The sequence below is a fragment of the Gordonia desulfuricans NBRC 100010 genome (assembly GCF_001485495.1).
In the GTDB taxonomy this organism is placed as follows: domain Bacteria; phylum Actinomycetota; class Actinomycetes; order Mycobacteriales; family Mycobacteriaceae; genus Gordonia; species Gordonia desulfuricans.
This window is the reverse complement of sequence record NZ_BCNF01000051.1, coordinates 42880-57606: the sequence shown is the minus strand read 5'-3', so window position 1 is coordinate 57606 and position 14727 is coordinate 42880. Positions and strand designations below refer to the sequence as shown.

General features: G+C 68.3%; 12 protein-coding genes, 1 pseudogene and 1 riboswitch. Of the genes and pseudogenes, 3 read left to right on the top strand and 10 right to left on the bottom strand.

Features of this window, described 5'->3' with window-relative positions:
- Positions 1 to 289: pseudogene (locus GD1_RS09225) on the top strand (hypothetical protein); the annotation flags it as partial.
- Positions 290 to 668: 379 nt separating this feature from the next.
- Here GD1_RS09225 and metE read toward each other — a convergent pair.
- The 4 genes from metE to uraD (GD1_RS09205) all read right to left on the bottom strand — a co-directional run bounded on the left by metE (position 669) and on the right by uraD (GD1_RS09205) (position 6626).
- Positions 669 to 2945, bottom strand: coding sequence for a 5-methyltetrahydropteroyltriglutamate--homocysteine S-methyltransferase (gene metE / locus GD1_RS09220; protein WP_059036788.1), 2277 nt, complete (start codon positions 2943 to 2945; stop codon positions 669 to 671).
- 165 nt (positions 2946 to 3110) lie between these two features.
- Positions 3111 to 3279, bottom strand: a riboswitch (cobalamin riboswitch).
- A 478-nt stretch (positions 3280 to 3757) separates the two neighbouring features.
- The gene (gene uraH / locus GD1_RS09215) at positions 3758 to 4084 is read right to left on the bottom strand and encodes a hydroxyisourate hydrolase (RefSeq protein WP_059036787.1); all 327 of its coding nucleotides are present in this window, start codon (positions 4082 to 4084) and stop codon (positions 3758 to 3760) included.
- Between the two features lie 24 nt (positions 4085 to 4108).
- Positions 4109 to 4630, bottom strand: coding sequence for a 2-oxo-4-hydroxy-4-carboxy-5-ureidoimidazoline decarboxylase (gene uraD, locus GD1_RS09210; RefSeq protein WP_053778017.1), 522 nt, complete (start codon positions 4628 to 4630; stop codon positions 4109 to 4111).
- A gap of 10 nt (positions 4631 to 4640) precedes the next feature.
- Entirely contained in the window at positions 4641 to 6626 is a 1986-nt protein-coding gene (uraD, locus tag GD1_RS09205; RefSeq protein ID WP_059036797.1) for a 2-oxo-4-hydroxy-4-carboxy-5-ureidoimidazoline decarboxylase, read from the bottom strand.
- Between the two features lie 228 nt (positions 6627 to 6854).
- Here uraD (GD1_RS09205) and GD1_RS09200 point away from each other — a divergent pair, with 228 nt between their 5' ends.
- The gene (locus GD1_RS09200) at positions 6855 to 7397 is read left to right on the top strand and encodes a nucleotidyltransferase family protein (protein ID WP_020792109.1); all 543 of its coding nucleotides are present in this window, start codon (positions 6855 to 6857) and stop codon (positions 7395 to 7397) included.
- Positions 7398 to 7436: 39 nt separating this feature from the next.
- Here GD1_RS09200 and GD1_RS09195 read toward each other — a convergent pair whose 3' ends face one another.
- From GD1_RS09195 to GD1_RS09175, 5 genes are all read right to left on the bottom strand, one after another.
- Positions 7437 to 7787 (bottom strand): GNAT family N-acetyltransferase, encoded by a 351-nt coding sequence (locus GD1_RS09195; RefSeq protein WP_020792106.1) that lies wholly within the window; start codon positions 7785 to 7787, stop codon positions 7437 to 7439.
- 24 nt (positions 7788 to 7811) lie between these two features.
- Entirely contained in the window at positions 7812 to 9608 is a 1797-nt protein-coding gene (locus GD1_RS09190; RefSeq protein WP_059036786.1) for an acetyl/propionyl/methylcrotonyl-CoA carboxylase subunit alpha, read from the bottom strand.
- A gap of 212 nt (positions 9609 to 9820) precedes the next feature.
- A complete protein-coding gene (locus GD1_RS09185; protein ID WP_059036785.1) occupies positions 9821 to 11236 on the bottom strand; it encodes a condensation domain-containing protein in 1416 nt (471 codons plus the stop codon).
- Positions 11236 to 11715, bottom strand: a complete 480-nt coding sequence (locus GD1_RS09180) for a SufE family protein (RefSeq protein ID WP_059036784.1) — start codon at positions 11713 to 11715, stop codon at positions 11236 to 11238. The genes GD1_RS09185 and GD1_RS09180 overlap by 1 nt, the downstream gene beginning before the upstream one ends.
- Complete coding sequence (locus tag GD1_RS09175) at positions 11712 to 12608, bottom strand: sulfurtransferase (RefSeq protein WP_053778013.1); 897 nt, start codon at positions 12606 to 12608, stop codon at positions 11712 to 11714. The genes GD1_RS09180 and GD1_RS09175 overlap by 4 nt, the downstream gene beginning before the upstream one ends.
- 233 nt (positions 12609 to 12841) lie before the next feature.
- Between GD1_RS09175 and GD1_RS09165 the strand changes: the two genes are divergently transcribed.
- Positions 12842 to 13849, top strand: a complete 1008-nt coding sequence (locus tag GD1_RS09165) for a neutral zinc metallopeptidase (protein WP_238404001.1) — start codon at positions 12842 to 12844, stop codon at positions 13847 to 13849.
- 194 nt (positions 13850 to 14043) lie between these two features.
- On the opposite strand, the gene GD1_RS09160 is transcribed toward GD1_RS09165, so the two are convergent.
- Positions 14044 to 14724: a Maf family protein gene (locus GD1_RS09160; protein ID WP_053778032.1), complete on the bottom strand. Its 681-nt coding sequence runs from the start codon at positions 14722 to 14724 to the stop codon at positions 14044 to 14046.
- Positions 14725 to 14727 lie beyond the last annotated feature (3 nt).

The following is a 14727-nucleotide window of genomic DNA, read 5'->3' as shown; positions in this document are numbered from 1 at the left end:
AAGGATCGAGTCCGGACCCGACGAAGGCCGAACCTGGTGGCAACACAACGCCGAACCCGGCGCCCCACCCACCGAACGCCTCGTCAACCGACTACCCGACGTGGCACACAACTATTTCGCCAACCTCGAACAGGTACGCGCCGAGATCCACGGCCGTACCCCACTCGAACGTGCCGGATTCACCCTCAACCGGATCAACGTGTTCGACGTGATCACGCCCGGACTGTTCACCGCAGACACACCCCACGCCCACGCATTCCGGGCGGCGATGAAATCAGCCGGACTATGAACCGCGGTCACCGACACCGCCGGGTCACGAGGTTTCGACACGGGTCCTCGCTACGCTCGGTCCCGGCTCAACCACCAACCGTGGTGCTCTATCAATCATGTTGCCGCCGTTGATGGTTGAGCCGATGCGGAGCGTAGCGACAAGTCGTGTCGAAACCTCCGCCGGCCGGGTTCGGAACGCAACCACCCGGTTTGAGGTGGTCACCGACACCGTCGACTCGCCGGGTTTCGACTCGGGTCCTCGCGATGCTCGGTCCCGGCTCAACCACCAAATTGTGCCGTGATTGCGGACACTGGACCTTGAGCTTCGGGGTCGGGCCCGGCCCAACCATCGAATCATGGTGTTGATGCCGATGGTTGAGCCGAAACCTCCGCCGATGTCAGGTGCCGGCGCGAACCGACTTCGCTGCGGCGACCATGTTGGTCAGCGCTTCGGTGACCTCATCGGTTGTCCTGGTCTTCAGGCCACAGTCCGGGTTCACCCAGAGACGCTGCGGGCCGACGGCCTTGAGTGCCTCGGCCAGCGAGGTCTCGATCTCCGAGGTGCCGGGCACGCGCGGGGAGTGGATGTCGTAGACACCCGGACCCACGGCGTTGGCGAACCCGACGCTGTTGAGGTCGTCGAGCACCTCCATATGCGACCGGGCCGCCTCGATCGAGGTGACGTCGGCGTCGAGCTCGGCGATCGCGTCGATGACCTCACCGAACTCCGAGTAGCACAGATGCGTGTGGATCTGGGTTGCATCCTCGACACCGGCCGTCGACAGCCGGAACGCCCGCACCGCCCAGTCCAGGTACGCCTGCTTGTCGGCGTTGCGCAGCGGCAGCAGCTCGCGCAGGGCCGGCTCGTCGACCTGGATGATGCCGACGCCGGCCTTCTCCAGATCCACCGTCTCGTCGCGGATCGCCAGGGCGATCTGATCGGCGGACTCCGACAACGGCTGATCGTTGCGGACGAACGACCACGCCAGAATGGTGACCGGACCGGTCAGCATGCCCTTGACCGGCTTTGCCGTCAGCGTCTGGGCGAAGGTGATCCAGTCGACGGTCATCGGGCGCGGACGCACCACATCGCCGAACAGGATCGGCGGGCGCACACAACGCGTGCCGTACGACTGCACCCAGCCGTTGACGGTCGCGAAGAACCCGTCGAGCTGCTCGGCGAAGTACTGCACCATGTCGTTGCGCTCCGGCTCACCGTGAACCAGGACGTCCAGGCCGATCTGCTCCTGCAGGTCGACGACGGACTTGATCTCGTCGCGCATCTTCTGCTCGTAGCCGGCCTGATCGATCTCGCCCTTGCGCAGTGCCGCACGCGCCAGACGGATCGCCGAGGTCTGCGGGTACGAGCCGATCGTCGTGGTCGGCAACGCCGGCAGGTCCAGCCGCTCGTTCTGCGCGGCCAGACGGGTGGCGGCCTCGCCACGAGTGACGTCGGCATCGTTCACCGCAGCCAGACGCTCACGGACGGCGTCGACGTGCACGCGCGGATCGGTGGCGCGGGTGGCCAACGCAGCCGCACAGGCGTCGAACGCGGCGGCCTCTGCCTCACGTCCGCCGGTCAGCGCCCGCGACAGGGTGGCGACCTCGGTGTACTTCTCGGCACCGAACGCCAGCCAGCCCCGCAGGTTGTCGTCGAGCTCGGTCTCCGGCTCCAGCGAGTAGGGGACATGCAGCGTCGAGCACGACGTCGACACCGCCAGCGAACCGGTCGAACCCAGCAGGGTACCCAGGGTGGCGAGAGCCTTCTCCAGATCGGTGCGCCAGATGTTGCGGCCGTCGACCACACCGGCGACCACATGCAGACGCGACAGCTCCGGGACGTCGACGACGCTCTCCAGGCGGCCCTCGATCAGATCCACCGCCACACCGTCGACACCGGAACGGGCCAGTGCCGGCAGTGCCTCTCCGGCGTCACCGAAGTAGGTGGCGACCAGGATTTTCGGACGCGCCGACGCCTGTGCCAGCGCCGAGTACACCGACCCGGCCAGCGCGGGCAGACCCGAGGCGATATCGGTGACCAGGGCGGGCTCGTCGATCTGCACCCACTCGACACCCGCCTCGGCCAGCACACGCAGCAGCTCCAGGTAGCAGGGGAGCAGCTCGTTGATCCGGTCCAGCGGCGAACCCGCACCGATCGGCTTGGACAGCGCCAGGAAGGTGATCGGCCCGACCACCACGGGGCGTGCGTTCACCCCGGCGGTGCGCGCCTCGGCGACCTCGGCCAGCACCTTCTCCGGGTTCAGCGTGAAGGTGGTGTCGGGACCGATCTCCGGCACCAGGTAGTGGTAGTTGGTGTCGAACCACTTGGTCATCTCCAGCGGAGCGACGTCGGCGGTACCGCGCGCGGCGGCGAAATACCGGTCCAGCGGATCGGAGATCGCGGCGACCCGCTCGGGCAGGGCGCCCAGCATCACCGCGGTGTCGAGCACCTGGTCGTAGTAGGAGAAGGTGTTGACCGGGATCGAGTCGAGCCCGGCGGCCGACAGCTGGGCGATGGTGTCGGCACGCAGGCCGGCAGCGGTCGCCTCGAGCTCGGCGGCGTCCACACGGCCCGCCCAGTAGCCCTCGATGGCACGCTTGAGTTCACGACGCGGACCGATCCGGGGAGCACCGAGTACGGTCGCGGTAAAGGGTGAGTTGGTCCTCTCGGACATGAGACATTCACTCCTGCAATGGTTTCCGACGGTCGTCGCCATTGCAGGTGCGGCGGGCAGCCCCAGAGAGGTACGTGAGAAGACGACCTCGAAGTCAGCATGTCCGACCTGCACCCAGTCCACGAGGCGACGAGCCACCGACCGCGGCGCGGCCGGTACAGGAGGCAGGTCTTCGGACTCGGCGACAGGCGCGGATCACTCCGCGGAACCTACTGGCCGTCGCTTCCCGGGCGCGGGGCCCAGTGCATGTGACGGCGGTCGTTTCGACATACCGCTGCGGGACAGTTCCGGAGTCACACCGGATTCCCTCTCACCCGCCCGACGCCGTGAGGCATCGCACGGGCTCGACGCCGACGATCGGGTGTAGGGGCTCCATGACATCCCGGCCGGCGAACCAACTGCGCCGCCCATCATAGGCCAGCCATACCGCAGCACGGCAAACGGCTCTGCTATCGGCACCGATGTCGCGGGCCCGTACGCGTGGGTGGCCGGATCCCGGCGTGACGTTGCAGAGGTTTCGACGGACGGTCGGCCTCGCTAGCGCGAGGACGTCCTGCTCAACCATCGTTTGTGGCTGATTGGTCTGATGAGGAGCGGAGCGAGGGTGCGTTCCAGCGGTGGGTGAGGGAGGTTTCGACGGACGGTCGGCCTCGCTGCGCGAGGACGTCCTGCTCAACCATCGTGGGGGGTGCGTCGCGCTCAACCATCGTGGGGGGTGCGTCGTGCTCAACCATCGTGGGGGGTGCGTCGCGCTCAACCATCGTGAGGAGTCTGCTCGACCGCCCGAGGACGCCGGCTCGATCACCGTCGGGTCAGCTGCCCCGATACGTCGAGTAGGCGAACGGGCTCAGCAACACCGGCACGTGGTAGTGGCGATCGGCGTCGTCGACGGTGAAGCAGATGTCGACCTCGGGGTAGAAGGCCTCGATGTCGTTGTCGGAGAACCATTCACCGGTCTCGAACACCAGGTGATAGATGCCCGGGACCAGTGGCTGCGTGCTCACCTGCGCGATCCGGCCGTCGGCGTCGGTGACCCCCGACGCCAGCTCGCCGCCGGCGGCGTCCTGCAGGATCACCGACATCCCGACGGCGGGGGTACCGGATGTGGCATCCAGGACATGGGTGGACAAACCGGTCATCGCGTTGCTGCTCCTCTGCTCGGATCAGTCGTCAACATACTCGACCGCGGGCGTGAGCATCCGGGTCAGGCGGCTGCGGTTGATCTTGCCCAGTTCCATGCGCATCACCCGGCGCTCGGTGTCCGGGTCGTTGCGCATGCGTTCCTTGAGGATGCCCAGCAGCTCCGCGGCGGGACGACCGTTGGCGAACACCAGATAGACGTGGCCGAAGCGCTCTTCGTAGGCCGCGTTGAGTTCCTTCAACTCGGACAGCACCGCGGCCTCGGCGCCGACGACGCCCGACTGCTCGCGCTGCGAGGACGGATTGTCGGCGCGGTCACCGATCCGCGGATGTCCCGACAACGCCTCGTCGAGATCGCTCTCGGTGAGTTCGGCGAGGATCAGGTCCGCATAGTCGAGCAGGGCGTCGTCGTCGGTGAACGGCCGTGCCCTGGCGACGCGGAGCGCCCAGATCGACGAACTGCAGCATTCGTAGAGGGTACTGATGGCCTGCCGCTCACTGAGCTCGTTGAAACTGGACAAACCTCGCCAATCGACTCTTCGCACGCAGACCAGCCTAGGAGAGTTCGGGCTGACGCGAGAACCGGGCCGAGGTGATCGGGTTCGCATCGGCGACGAGATCGTCGAACCGGTAGTTGGCGATCTTCGCGATCTCGATCAGCGCGAACGACTTCTCCGACGTCGACGAGTTGTCCATCCGCGCCCAGCCGCTGCGCAGCACCCGGTCGTAGCGTTCGGTCTCGCGTGCACAGATCACCAGCGGGAAGCCGAAGTGATCGCGATACGCCGCGGCGAGGTTCACCACGTTCTCGTGCTCGGTCTCCTCGAGGTGCGAGAGCCCCTTGTGATCGACGGCCTGCAGTTCGCCGGTCTCCTCGTCCTCGGCGCCCAGATCGGGGAAGGCGCGGATCAGGTCGAGCTGTTCGGTGTCGCTGCCGGTGAGCATCGCCTCCTGGAAGGCGCTGCGCAGGTCGTGAACGTCGTCGAAGGGCCGCTGGTCGAAGGCGCGGTCGAGCACCCAGTCCACCCCCTGGACCACCTCGCCGAAGGTCTCCCGGAACTGTTCGACGCTCATCTCGTTGACCTCGTCGAGGGTGATGGCGCCGCCGCCGGCCACCGCCGGACCCTTGTTCCCGATGTGGAAGAACAAGAGGTTCAACAGGATTGCGGTGATCGCACCCATCGTGATGCCGGTCGAGAACGGGATCTGCAGGATCAGGTTGGGCATCGCCTGGTCGACACCGGGCAATGCCGGGACGTCGACCGGGGCACCCTTCTCGATCACCGTCGTCGGTGCCGACGACTGCGAGAACTGGACGTAGAGCGCCACCGCGAGCGAGGTGGCGGCGATGATCAGATTGCGGTGATCGGTGAAGTCCACCGAGGTCAGGGTCTGGATGCCGACGATCGCCACGGTGGCGAACATGATCAGGGCGGCACCGCCGAGCACCGGGGCGGGGATCGACTCGACCACCTTGGCCAGCTTGGGCAGCAGCCCCAGGATGATCATGATGACACCGGCGCAGGCCACCACCCATCGGCTCTTCACGCCGGTCAGGCGCACCAGGCCGACGTTCTCGGAGAACGCGGTGTAGGGGAACGAGTTGAACGACCCGCCGATGATGGTGGCGACGCCGTCGGCCCGGACCGCCGCGGCCACGTCGTCGGACTTGATGCGTTTGCCGACGATCTCACCGGTGGCGAAGATCGACCCGGTCGACTCCACCGCGACCACCAGTAGCACCACGATCATCGACACGATCGCCACGATGTCCCACTGCGGCCAGCCGAACGCGAACGGCGGGGTGAAGCCCAGCCAGTCGGCCTCACCGACCGACGAGAAGTGCGCGTCACCGCACAGCCAGGCCACGAAGGTGCCCACCACCAGACCCAGCAGGATGGCGATGGTGGCCATGAAGCCGCGGAAGAACCGTTGCATCAACACGATCAGCAGGATGGTGCCCAGGGCGTAGCAGACCCATTTCCAGTTGCCCGGATCCTTGAGGTGCTGGTTGGGATCGGTCACCGCATCCCCGGCACCCACCGGGATCAGGCACACCCCGATGATGGTGATCAGTGTTCCGGTCACCACCGGCGGCAGAAAGCGGATCAGCTTCGCGAAGAACGGCGCCATCAGGAAGGTGAAGACGCCCGCCGCGATCACCGCGCCGTACACCGTCTGCAGGCCGACGCGTCCGCCGCCGTGCTGATTGGCGATCTGGATCACCGGGGCGAGGGTCGCGAACGTGATGCCCTGCAGCAGTGGGAGGCGCACGCCGATCTTCCAGATACCGACCGACTGGAGCAGCGAGGCGATGCCACAGGTGAACAGATCGGCGGTGATCAGCATGGTGAGGGCCTCGTTGTCGAGGCCGATCGCCCGCGCGATCAGCAGCGGGACGAGGACCGCACCGGCGTAGAAGGCGACGACATGCTGGGCACCGAGCGCGACCAGTCTGCCGGGGGGTGGCACCTGGTCGACGGGATGAACCCGCTTGCGCTTGGCTGGTACGGATGCGGCTGGGGCCGAGTCGGTGGACATCGCCATCTCCCTGCGACGGATGAACATGGTTCGATGCGGCGATGATGGATGAGGAACACCGCCGCATCAGCAGCTAAATAGTGGACCCGCGCAACGGTTCTCGCGACCGCGTGATCGTATATTGCGGTGGTGTAACCACGCCTTGTTCGGTGGTCTGATGCCGTCGGGCGGCACTACCGTGGGCGTGGTGGACCCGGGTCTTCGTCACCGTCGGAAAGGGGATCGGCCATGGATGTCGGTGCGGTTCTCGCGGCCGGCGGGGGCAGAAGATTTGGTATCCCGAAAATCCTTGCCCAGCAAGGAGAGTGGCTCGACATCGCGGTCGATGCACTGCGACGTGGCGGGTGCGCCGAGGTGCTGGTCGCGATGGGGGCCGCACTCGTCGATCCGCCGCCGGAGTCGCAGGCGGTGACGGTCCCGGACTGGGCTGTGGGAGTCTCGGCGAGTGTGCGTGCGGTACTCGATCACGTCGCCGATCGGCCCGAGATGGACGGGGTTGTTTTACATGTTGTTGACACGCCGGACGTGGGGTCCGACGTGGTGGCGCGGATCGTGGCCACCGCGGGCGGTCGGCGGGACGCGCTCGTCCGCGCCGTCTACGACGGTCGGTCCGGTCATCCGGTGTATCTGGGCGCGGACCATCTGTGCGGCGTCCGGGCGGTCCTGGCCGGTGACGTCGGTGCACAGACCTATCTGCGCGGCCGTGACGACGTCACGGTGGTGGAATGCGGTGATCTCGCGACCGGTGTCGATCACGACGTGCCGGACTGACCCGGGACATTCGGCGATCGGGATCCGGCGATCGGGATCTCAGAGCCCGTCGGTGAGGGGCCCCACGGCACCGAGTCCGAGCGCGCCGTCGGCGAACCGTGTGACCGGGCCGATCGCCGTGGTGAGTGCCTCGTCGTGGCCGTCACGGCAACGACCCCACAGGCCGCGGTCGGCGTCGACCCCGATCACGGCGACGAGCTCGCCGGTGGTGGGGATGCACACCGCCCAGGTGAATCGGGTCTCGGTGTGCCAATCATGTTCGGCCGCAGCGACATACGTGGCGGGCTGATCTATCCCGAGAGCCGACAACGCCGGGACGTCGGTGATCCGCTCGTCGGCGCGAAGCGCCCGCAGATACCACGTCCCGGCGTTGATCTCGATGGGTTCCACTACGGCAACCCGATCAGGCGAACGTCACTTCAGTTCCAGGAGCACGGTGCCCTGGGTGATCGCGGCACCGGCCTCCACGGCCAGTCCGGTCACGACACCGTCCTTGTGGGCGGTGACCGGGTTCTCCATCTTCATGGCCTCCAGGACCACCACCAGATCACCGGCGGCCACGGTCTGCCCCTCCTCGACGGCCACCTTCACCACGGTGCCCTGCATCGGTGCGGTGACGGCGTCACCCGACGCAGCGGCGGCGCCGCCCTTCTTGCGGGTGCGGGCCTTGGGCTTGGTGCGGATGGCGCCACCGCCGGCACCCCCGCCACCGAGGGCCAGATCGCCCGGCAGCGACACCTCGACGCGGCGGCCACCGACCTCGACGACGATGTTCTGTCGCGGAGTGTCGTCGTCCTCGATGGCCTCGCCACCGGTGTAGGGCTCGATCGGGTTGACCCAGTCGGTCTCGATCCACTTGGTGTAGACGTCGAACGACTCGACACCGTTCTCGTCGGTGTGACCGATGAACGCGGGGTTGGACACGATGTGGCGGTGGAACGGCAGCACGGTCGCGAGACCCTCGACCTCGAACTCGGCGAGTGCGCGGCGAGCACGCTCGAGCGCCTGCTCGCGGGTCTCACCGGTGACGATCAGTTTGGCCAGCATGGAGTCGAACTGGCCGCCGATGACGTCGCCGGCCACCACGCCGGAGTCGACGCGCACGCCCGGGCCGGACGGCTCACGGTAGACGGTGATGGGGCCGGGGGCCGGCAGGAAGTTGCGTCCGGCGTCCTCGCCGTTGATCCGGAACTCGAAGGAGTGTCCGCGCGGCGTCGGATCCTCGGAGATCTCGAGCTTCTCGCCCTGCGCGATGCGGAACTGCTGGCGCACGAGGTCGATGCCGGAGGTCTCCTCGGTGACCGGGTGCTCCACCTGCAGGCGGGTGTTGACCTCGAGGAAGGAGACCAGGCCGTCGTTGCCGACCAGGAACTCCACGGTGCCGGCACCGTAGTAGCCGGCCTCACGGCAGATGGCCTTGGCCGAGGAGTGGATGCGCTCGCGCTGCTCGGTGGTCAGGAACGGTGCGGGGGCCTCCTCGACCAGCTTCTGGAAGCGGCGCTGCAGCGAGCAGTCGCGGGTACCGGCGACGATGACGTTGCCGTGCTGGTCGGCGATCACCTGGGCCTCGACGTGGCGGGCCTTGTCCAGGTAGCGCTCCACGAAGCACTCGCCGCGGCCGAAGGCCGAGATGGCCTCACGGGTGGCCGACTCGAACAGCTCGGGGATCTCCTCGATGGTGTAGGCGACCTTCATGCCGCGGCCACCGCCACCGAAGGCGGCCTTGATCGCGACCGGCACGCCGTACTCCTTGGCGAAGGCGACGACCTCGTCGGCGTCCTTGACCGGGTCCTTGGTGCCGGGCGCCATCGGGGCCTCGGCCTTGAGGGCGATGTGGCGGGCGGTGACCTTGTCGCCGAGGTCGCGGATCGACTGCGGCGACGGGCCGATCCAGGTGATGCCGGCGTCGATCACGGCCTGGGCGAAGTCGGCGTTCTCCGAGAGGAAGCCGTAGCCGGGGTGGATGGCGTCGGCGCCGGAGGTCTTGGCGGCGTCGAGGATCTTGTCGAAGACCAGGTACGACTCCGCCGAGGTCTGACCACCGAGCGCGAAGGCCTCGTCGGCGAGCTTGACGAACTGCGCGTTCGCGTCGGGCTCGGCGTACACCGCGACACTGGCGATCCCGGCGTCACGGGCGGCACGGATCACACGGACGGCGATCTCGCCACGGTTGGCGATGAGGACCTTGCTGATGGCAGAGGGACTGGGCACTTGTTCTCCTGGGCCTTACTTGGGGGCGCCGCGTCGCGTGCGCGCCACGGGGCGGTTCGGCACGGCGTCCGGATAGGGCGCCGAAATCGGGTTCTGGGCACCGGTCACAACAGGGTGTCCGCGACCGGCGTGGCGCACCTCCTGGAGTCTAGGCGGCGCACACACCGGCATTCACCCTAACCCACCGAGCAAACGATCGGTGGAGGTGTGGGTCACATCCGCGAGTTGAATGTGCTGCCATCGGCGACGGCCCGCACACAGGCCGCGAAGGCGGCGAGGAACCCGGGCACGAGCTCCGCGTCGGCGTGGTGCGGGAAGCGGGTGGAATACCGCAGGCCCGACGGGGTGCGGTTGATCCAGATGTAGACCTCGTCGGGGGAGTAGGAGTGGCTGCGCAGCACCTTCGCCCGGCCGGCGTCGGCGGCGGCCGCACCCGGGGCATAGCGGGTGTCGATGAACGAGATCACGAATCGTGGATGCCCGCTGTGGCCGATCAGCTCGGCCACCCGCAGATACGGCAGTGATGCCCCCTGTCGGGAATGCTTCAACTCCGCGGTCGACCGCGCCACCGTCTGGTCGAAGGTGGGCGAATCGGACATGTCGAGACAGAACGGTGCGACGGCGACGAACCAGCCGAGCGCGGCCAGCCAGCGCGCGTCGTTGCGTGTGTGCCGGGGCAGCACGCACCGGAACTCGGGGTCGTCGGTGATGTCGTGGTGCACCATCGCGAACGCGGCGAGGACCCCAGCGGTGAGCGATCCGCCGGCCTCGGCGCAGACCGCGGCGAACCGGTTCGCGGTGTCGTCGTCGGTGATGACCCCCGACCGCGACTCCTGGGGCCGTTCACCGCCGGCGGCCGGGCCGGGGACGGTGGTGGTGTCGGCCGACGCCGACAGCAGGGCGGGCATGTCGCCGCTGCCGGCCTGCAGGAATCTGCTCCAGGTGCTCACCGCCGGGTGGTCGGCACCGTCCTGGTCGGCCTGGCGTCGCTCGGCGGCACTGAAGTCGACGTAACTGCCCACCTCGGGCAGGTCCACCGGCCGGTGGTCGCGCATCGCCCGGTAGATCGTGGTGAGCTCGTGCTGGGCCATGATCAGCGAGTACCCGTCGAGCAGGGAATGGTCGGCGGTGAAGATCAGCGTGAACGACGACTCCCGGCCGATCGTCGCGAACAGGTAGGCGGGCCAGTGCATCGGGGCGGTGGCACGGTCGAAGGAACCGGCCAGCTGCTCGACGAGCGGTCCGGGCTCGGCATACCAGCCGATCCGACCCATGTTCAGCCGGACCGTCCCCGGTGCGGTGGTCAGCCGCCGCAAGCCGTCGCGGGTGATCACCACGTGACTGCGCAGCACCTCGTGCCGGTCGATCCAGAACCGCAGCGTCGCGCGCAACGCCGGGATCGACAGCGCCTCGTCGAACTCGACGGACACGCCCAGCCACGACTCGCGGCCGCCCTCCCGGTGCGTGCGCGCACGGTACTCGAACGCCGCCCGCAGGTGCTGTTCGTGATTGTGTGAGGTCAACCGCGGATCCGGGCTCCAGGTGCCCAGGCCGCCCGGGGTGAACGGGGTCCACTCGACGAGCCCGCCCGGCTCGATCGGCTCCTCGAGGATCTGGATGAACTTCATCAGTCCGACGTCGGGGAGCCCGCGGGCGGGGTCGCCGATCCGGTGCCGGCGGGGCCGGCTCCGGTCTGCGCGCGCACCTGCGACTTGATCCGGCCGAGCATCCCGGCCATCCCGCGCAGTCGCAACGGGCTGACCGCCGCGGCCAGCCCGAGATCGTGATAGAAGTCGCCCGGCACGGCCAGGATCTCCGCAGCCGACGCGCCGTCGAGACCCTGGTGCAGGATCGAGGCGAATCCCCGGGTGGTGGGGGCCTCCCGTGGTGCGCTGAAGAACAGGCGCACCGACCCCGGGTCGTCGGCGTCGACCGACAGAAACACCGGGGACTGGCACTCGGGTACCGGTTCCATCGCCTCGGTGCGAAGGTCCTCGGGAAGGTCGGGTAACTCGCCGGCGAACTCGAGCAGCATGGTGACGCGGTCCGAATCGCCTGCGGCCGCAAAGTCGTCGACGATCTCGGCGAGAGCTGGGGGCAGACTCATGACGAGCTGGGCGCGGTACCCGGCTCGTCACCGACGACGATCGGTGCGCGCACGGCGTTACCCCACTCCGTCCACGAACCGTCGTAGTTGCGGACGCTGCCGAATCCGAGCAGATGGGTCAGCACGAACCAGGTGTGGCTCGAGCGCTCACCGATCCGGCAGTAGGCGATGGTCGGGGTCTGCGGGTCGAGGCCACCGTAGATCTCGTCGAGCTCGGTGCGACTGCGGAAACGGCTGTCGGGTGCGGCCGCCTTGGCCCACGGGATCGACACCGCGGTGGGGATGTGACCGCCGCGCAGTGCACCCTCCTCCGGGTAGTCGGGCATGTGGGTGCGCTCACCGGTGTACTCCTGCGGCGAGCGCACGTCGATCAGCGGCTCGGTGCCCAGGGACTCACGGACCTGGGCGGCGAAGGCACGAATCGCGGAGTCGTTGCGCTCGACCACCGGGTAGTCCGACCGCGGGTACTCCGGGACGTCGAAGGAGGTGTCGCGGTCCTCGGCCATCCACGCGTCGCGTCCGCCGTCGAGCAGCCGGACGTCCTCATGGCCGAACAGGGTGAACACCCACAGTGCGTAGGCGGCCCACCAGTTGGACTTGTCGCCGTAGATGACGATGGTGTCGTCGCGCTCGATTCCCTTGCTGCGCATCAGTTCTGCGAACTGCTCACCGTTGATGTAGTCGCGGGTGACGGGATCGTTGAGGTGCAGGTGCCAGTCGACCTTCTGGGCGGTCGGGATGTGCCCGATGTCGTAGAGCAACACATCCTCGTCGCTCTCGATGATCTTGAGTCCCTTGCTGCCCAGATGCGCGGAGAGCCATTGCGTCGTCACCAGCCGCTCGGGGTGCGCGTAATCGGCGAAGGCCGGATTCTGGTCGGTCTCAACGCTCAACTGAACAACCTCTCCCACAGTGGGTCAGGGATCGGCGGGCTGCGCGGTCCCGCAGAAAGCCTACCCAGTCGCGAGGTGCGGCGGGCGGCCAACCGGGTCGGTGCGGCGATTCGCGGCATCGGCAGCCGGTCGGGACAACCGCGACATCACGGTCTGCGGTGTCGCGACCTCCCGGTCATTCAACTGGTGACAACCTGTTCGGCCGCACCCCGAAGCGTTGCTAGATTCCTCACATGATGCGTCCAGGCTCGGCCCGTTTCCGACTCGTCGTCGCGATCGCGGTCACGGCGATCGGGCTCGCCGCATGTTCGACCGGCGGCGACGACGAGGCCGTCCCCACCCGGTCTCCCGCCACCACCACGGCGACGACCTCGGCATCCGGGTCGTCGACGGCCTCGAGTACCCCGCGCAGCAGCACCACACGATCGTCGTCGGCGCCGACCGGCTCGGTCCCCGGCGACTGTACCGCCGGGAACTGCCCCGCACTGCCGGTGCCGACGTCGTCGCTGATGCAGGGACAGATCACCGCCGGCAATGCGCAGCAGAAGGTCCCGGCGTACCTGAGCTCGGTGCTCGACGACCTCGACGGCACCTGGGGGCCGTGGTTCGACGAACTGGGTTGGGGCAACCCGGATCCCGGCCGCGTACTGGTCGCCTCGGGGGAGACCTTCCGCTCCTCGTGCACCGACACCGACGACCGGGACACGGTGGTCGAGTCCGACACCCCGAATGCCTTCTTCTGCCCGGTGGACGTGGCCGCCGACGGCTCCGGGCAACGGGTCGAGGGATCGGTGATCCTGCCGGTGGAGACCTTCGTCGGGATCTGGACCGGCACCTTCCTGGTCCAGGGCCCGCTCGATCAGATCGGTGGGTTCCAGGGCGAGTTCACCGCGGCGACGGTCGTGGCACACGAGTACGGGCACGCCGTGGTCGACCGCATCGCACAGGCCGGCGGGCTGGGTCCGCGGTCGGAGCCGCGCGGGGAGAACGCCGAGCTGATCGCCGACTGCCTGGCCGGCAACTGGGCGGCCACCGTGCTCAAGCGCCACCAGCTGTCGATCGCCGACATCACCCAGGCCGTCGCATTGCTGCAGAAGATCGCCGACCCGGCCCCCGGCCAGGGCCACGGCACCGCCACACAGCGGATCGGCGCGATCTCCCTCGGCTTCTTCGGACCATCGCTCGGACAGGGCCAGCCGGTGAACTGCTTCACCAAGTACTGGCCCGAGGTGTTCGGCTGACGGCCGGAACGACCGAGACCCTCTGGGACACGACAGCGGCCGGGACGGCGCAGACCTGACCCCGGCCGGGACGGCGCAGACCTGACCCCGGCCGGGACGGCGCAGACATGACAGCGGCCGGGACACGACACCGCCGGCACCGGAGAACCGGTGCCGGCGGATCAGATCGTGGCGGTGATCGGGACCACCGGTGATCAGGAGCCGGGTTGCCAGAGGTCGGCGACGGCGATCCCGACCCGCGTCAGGAGCCGGCGCACCGTCGGCAGACCGATACCGATCACCGACGACGGGTCGCCGTCGATGCCGTCGACGAACCATGCGCCGAGACCGTCGAGGGTGAACCCGCCGGCCACCTCCAGGGGTTCACCGGTGGCCACATACGACTCGATCTCGGCGTCGGTGGCGTCGGCGAACTCGATGGTGGTGGTGCAGGTGTCGTTGGCCGAGGCCACCACGTCCAGACCGGCCAGCACACTCACGTGATGGCCGGTCAGCAACTGCGCCGAATGTCCGCGCACACGCTTCCACTGGGCGATCGCCACCTCGGGGGTGTGCGGTTTGCCGGTCAGCGCGCCACGGAACAGCAGCATCGAGTCACACGCGATCACCACGGTGCGGTCGGCGTGGGGTCCGGGATCGGTGCCGGAACGTTCGGCGACCAGCCGGGCCACCACGGCGTCGGCCTTGGCCATCGCCAGCCGGGCCACCACATCCTCGGGCGGGGCGCCGAGCAGACCCTCCAGGACGGAGTCCTCGTCGACGTCGGAGACCACGACCCGGGGGTCGAGCCCCGACCGGCGCAGCACCGACAGCCGTGCCGGCGACGCCGACCCCAGGATCACCTCATGGCGCGGTGTACGCCCGGTGGTGGCCACCGG

Excerpts from the sequence above, each read along its gene's own strand:
- metE (WP_059036788.1), bottom strand. The coding sequence starts at position 2,945 with ATGTCCGAGAGGACCAACTCACCCTTTACCGCGACCGTACTCGGTGCT.
- uraH (WP_059036787.1), bottom strand. The coding sequence starts at position 4,084 with ATGACCGGTTTGTCCACCCATGTCCTGGATGCCACATCCGGTACCCCC.
- uraD (WP_059036797.1), bottom strand. The coding sequence starts at position 6,626 with ATGTCCACCGACTCGGCCCCAGCCGCATCCGTACCAGCCAAGCGCAAG.
- GD1_RS09200 (WP_020792109.1), top strand. The coding sequence starts at position 6,855 with ATGGATGTCGGTGCGGTTCTCGCGGCCGGCGGGGGCAGAAGATTTGGT.
- GD1_RS09185 (WP_059036785.1), bottom strand. The coding sequence starts at position 11,236 with ATGAAGTTCATCCAGATCCTCGAGGAGCCGATCGAGCCGGGCGGGCTC.
- GD1_RS09180 (WP_059036784.1), bottom strand. The coding sequence starts at position 11,715 with ATGAGTCTGCCCCCAGCTCTCGCCGAGATCGTCGACGACTTTGCGGCC.
- GD1_RS09165 (WP_238404001.1), top strand. The coding sequence starts at position 12,842 with ATGATGCGTCCAGGCTCGGCCCGTTTCCGACTCGTCGTCGCGATCGCG.